This window comes from Weissella sp. DD23 (genome assembly GCF_001579105.1).
In the GTDB taxonomy this organism is placed as follows: domain Bacteria; phylum Bacillota; class Bacilli; order Lactobacillales; family Lactobacillaceae; genus Weissella; species Weissella cibaria.
This window is the reverse complement of sequence record NZ_KQ970394.1, coordinates 59,228-63,849: the sequence shown is the minus strand read 5'-3', so window position 1 is coordinate 63,849 and position 4,622 is coordinate 59,228. Positions and strand designations below refer to the sequence as shown.

Here is a 4,622-nt window from a genome sequence, read left to right as displayed (position 1 = left end):
CCGTCAAAATCAACAATTCATCGGCGTCGACCAGTTCAGCTAGCTTAGCTGCCGTAAAATCCTTATCAATAACTGCTTCGACCCCTGTCACGTGACCTTCTTTTTCGATCACCGGTACACCACCGCCACCGCCGGCAATTAATGTCACGCCATCTTGTACCAAGGCCTGAATTTCAGCGGCCTCCATGATACTAACCGGCTTAGGTGATGGGACAACCCGGCGGAAACCACGGCCAGCATCAGCGACAAATTGCCAATCTGGATACTGCTGCTTAATCGCCGGTAGTTCATCAACCGTGTAAAACGGACCAATTGGCTTTGTTGGTTGACGGAAAGCTGGATCAGCTTCGTCAACGACCGTGCGCGTTAATACCGTGGCCACCCGTTGTGATAAACCACGAATACTAATTTCATAATTCAAGGCATCGGCCAGCCATAAGCCAATTTCGCCTTGCGTCATCGCCCCAACCGTATCTAACGGCATTGCCGGGTTCTTCACCGAACTACCTTGTAATTGTTGGAGCACTAAATTACCGACTTGTGGCCCATTACCATGAGTCAAAACAAGTTGCACATCCCCAGCCGCTAAGAAATTAATCAATTGTTGCGCGGTTTGCTGGATTGCCTGTTGTTGTGCGGCTGCGCTTGGATCGTCCGTCAAAATGGCGTTACCCCCAAGAGCCACAACGATTCGTTTCGTCATTTGCGACACTCCTTTACTTAAATCTTTAAGTTCCCTGTTGCTAAGGCCACAATGGCGCCCAGTGCGAGAACAATTACGACACCCATCATCATGAGCTCTGTCTTTGAAATCGCCTGTTGGACTTCTCGCCGTGCTCTCACATACAGCATGAACCCTAAGACATAAAGAATCGTGCAGAGCCATAAATACTGCATGCCTGAAAATACAATCGCGGTCACTTCAAAGACAACTGCAATCAACCCCGGTAGAATAACCGACAGCTTTTTCAGTTGTAACCCCAGCTTTAGTTGATAGGCCCCCACTAGGACATAGCAAACTACGATCGCTGCCGTACACAATGAGTAGGCAAAATTATAGGCCTCGTCAGTAAACAAAAGCGTAATCAGGAAGATTTGAATCAATACCTGAGTTAACAACAATGAATGTTGGGGTGCCCGGTACTTATTCAAAACACCAAACCACTTAGGTAACAAACCTTGTTCTGCCATTAATGACGTTGCTTCCACTGGTAACATCGTCCATGACAACCATGCCCCTAAGATCGAGATAATCAACCCAATACTGATAAACGCACCACCAATCGGACCGGTCATACTTTCAAATAAGTACAACAAAGCTGGATGCTGCACATGTTGCAACTCCTGCAATGATAGGTAGCCATATGGCAAGATTGAGACCACCATGTAGATAATCAACAACGAAATCAACCCGATAATTGTCGCCTTACCCGCATCAGACTTTTTCTTGGCGCGTGCCGCCATCATCGTAGCGCCTTCAATACCAACGAACACCCACATCATTGCCATGACACAATTCTTGATTTGCTCGGCAATCCCAGCACCAGTCGCTGAACTAAAGACGAGTTTACCCCCCACATTGGTGCTCATATTTTGCCAAAAATGAGCCGTAAATACGCCCGCCTTAATGCTCAAAATGGCTACCACCACAAAAGCAAAAATTGGGACCAACTTCGTAATTGTAACAATCGTGTTGATTGCCGCAGCTGATTCAATACCCCGCGTCACCAAAAGCGTTAACGCCCACGACACCAGTGACGCCAAAACAATTGCTGGCACACTATTGCCGGACTGCAACGCCGGGAAAAAGTACCCTAGCGCTGACATTAACATCGTGGCAAACGCCACATTACCAAGCCACGCTGATAGCCAGTACCCCCAACCAGAAATGAACCCAGCAAAGTCACCAAAACCAGCCCGCGCGTAATCTGATACACCCGTTAATTCAGGTTTATTCAATACCAAATTATTTAAGCTAAGCGCTAACATCAATATGCCAACCCCAGTAATAATCCAGGCTAAGATGGCGGCACCGGGTGTTGCCCCTTGCGCAAGCGTGGCCGGTAAATCAAAGATGCCGGCTCCAATTGCGGAACTAATAACAAGGGCAACTAAGGCCGGTAGCGCAATCCCGTGATCCTTAGTATCTGCCATAGCTACTTACCGTTTTCTTCAAGCGCTGGCACATCGGGAATAAACAAGTTACCCAATGTCGCTGCCATGATCGCCTTAATTGAGTGCTTGCGGTTTTCAGCCTCGTCCCATTGACGCGCAAACTTACTGCGGAAGACTTCATCCGTCACTTCCATTTCAGTGATGCCATACTGGGCTTGTACCTCTTGGCCGTACTTTGTATTCACGTCGTGGAAAGCTGGTAAGCAGTGCATAAAGATTAACTCATCATCTGGCGTACCCGTCTTACGCAACATCGCCATGTTAACTTGATAAGGCGTCAACAACTTCACACGGGTCTCCCAGTCTGTTTCACCCATTGATACCCAAACATCTGTGTAAATAACATTTGAACCCTTGACGCCTGCATCGATATCAGCTGTCACGAGTAGCTCTGCTCCGGTTTCCTTTGCAAACGTGTTGGCCAAATCCACCACTTTTTGCGTTGGATGCAATTCTTCAGGCGCGACAATGTGGATATTTACACCTAGCATGGCCCCCGTAACCAACAATGAGTTTGCCATGTTGTTACGCCCATCTCCCACAAACGTGAGCGTCAAGCCACGCAAATGACCGAAATTTTCTTTCACCGTCATAAAGTCGGCAATCATTTGCGTTGGGTGCCATTGATCAGTCAAACCATTCCAAACTGGCACACCTGAATGCTTGGCCAGTCCTTCCACATCCGCCTGACTGAAGCCGCGGAACTCAATACCATCAAACATGCTGCCTAGCACAATGGCGGTATCTTCAACAGATTCCTTCTTCCCCAATTGGATGTCATTGGCCCCCAAATATTCTGGGTGTGCCCCAAGTTCTACTGCTGCCGTGGTAAAGGCTGAACGCGTCCGTGTTGACGTCTTTTCAAAGAGCAAGGCGATATTCTTGCCCTCTAGGTAACGGTGTGGGATGTGATTCTTTTGTAATGTCTTCAAATGCAACCCAAAATCAACCAAGTATTGGATTTCAGCTGATGTGAAGTCCTTTTCAGCTAAGAATGAACGTCCTTGAAATACTGAATTAATTGCCATTATTTTTACTCCTCATCTTTGTCTGTTGGTTACAAATCTTCACGCCAGATTGGTTGCGACATGCAACGTGGACCACCACGACCACGCGACAACTCACTTGAAATCACTTCGTGCACAATAATGCCGTGGCGACGCAACAATTCGTTGCTGACATAATTTCGGTTGTAGGTCACGACTTCACCAGGTGCAATCGTCAACGTATTTGATCCATCGTTCCATTGCTCACGTGGTGCCACAATTTCATCACCACTACCGGTTTCAATCAAATCCAATTCTGGCAAATCCAACACTTCTTGCAAGGTCTTGCCCAAATCGGTGCGGTGGGCCAACTTCACTGTGCCCTCAGGTCCTGGCGTCATAATGAAAATGTTCATTTGACCACCGGCATCCATAATGCCTGGGAAAACCGTAAATTGATCGCGGTTAACCATCGTGAAGACCGTATCGAGGTGCATCATGGCGTGGTTGTGCGGAATTTCGACAGCGACCACCGTGTCAAAGTGGCTATTTGGATTAGCAAACAGCTCCTTGGCTAAGGCTTCAATTGACTTTGATGACGTGCGTTGCGATACCCCAATGGCAATCACGTGGTCGTTCAAAATCAATTCATCCCCACCTTCAATGCGTGTGTTGTGGTTACGGTCACGCCAGATATCCACATGCCCAGCAAAGCGTGGGTGATACTGCATGATAAATTCCGTAAACAACGACTCTGGTTGACGGGCCTTATACGTCATGTGGTTAATGGTGATACCGTTTCCCATTGAAGCTTGCGGATCACGTGTGAAATACGCATTAGGTAATGGGTCCAACAAGAATGGGTTCGCCGCATCGCGACCTGCCAAATCATGCAAAGAATCATTTTCAAAATCAAACTCGTTACGTCGAATACCGGCATACAACTTCGTCACCATGTCCCGAGTATCAAACGTCTCCAAGTAGTTAAACAAGGCATCGTGTGTCGTACCAATACCGTAGCCAGCTTCATCCAGGTACTGCTGGACAAACCGGTGCCGAATCACGTCATCGCTATCTAACGCTTCAACCGCCAAATCATCGACATATAACGTTTCAACGCCATTATCGCGCAACGTATCGGCGAAGAAATCGTGTTCTTCTTGGGCAATTTTCAAAAATGGAATGTCATCAAATAACAACCGTTCCATTGTGTCTGGTGTGATATTCTCAACCTCGGCCCCAGGTCGCTTCAAAAGCACTGACTTGAGTGTACCGATTTCAGAATTAACATTAATCGCAGGATTGTTCATGATTTTCCCCCTTATGAACTTTTAACAAAGCACTTTTGTAAGCGCTTCCTTTGCTACGTGATTATTATTGCACCAAGACCCATTGCCTCGATATGGCACTTTGTCTAGATATTTTTAGCCAAATCGCTAAAGACACAAAAACGCGCAAAAA

At 47.1% G+C, this 4,622-nt stretch carries 4 protein-coding genes; all 4 read right to left on the bottom strand.

Annotation, left to right across the window (positions count from 1 at the left end):
- On the bottom strand, positions 1-703 hold a 703-nt coding region (locus tag WEIDD23_RS07735; RefSeq protein ID WP_242865469.1), incomplete at its 3' end, for an amino acid kinase family protein.
- A 17-nt stretch (positions 704-720) separates the two neighbouring features.
- A complete protein-coding gene (arcD, locus tag WEIDD23_RS07730; protein ID WP_010371017.1) occupies positions 721-2,154 on the bottom strand; it encodes an arginine-ornithine antiporter in 1,434 nt (477 codons plus the stop codon).
- A 2-nt stretch (positions 2,155-2,156) separates the two neighbouring features.
- A complete protein-coding gene (gene argF, locus WEIDD23_RS07725) occupies positions 2,157-3,203 on the bottom strand; it encodes an ornithine carbamoyltransferase (RefSeq protein ID WP_010371020.1) in 1,047 nt (348 codons plus the stop codon).
- A 29-nt stretch (positions 3,204-3,232) separates the two neighbouring features.
- Positions 3,233-4,471 (bottom strand): arginine deiminase, encoded by a 1,239-nt coding sequence (gene arcA, locus WEIDD23_RS07720; RefSeq protein WP_010371022.1) that lies wholly within the window; start codon positions 4,469-4,471, stop codon positions 3,233-3,235.
- Positions 4,472-4,622 lie beyond the last annotated feature (151 nt).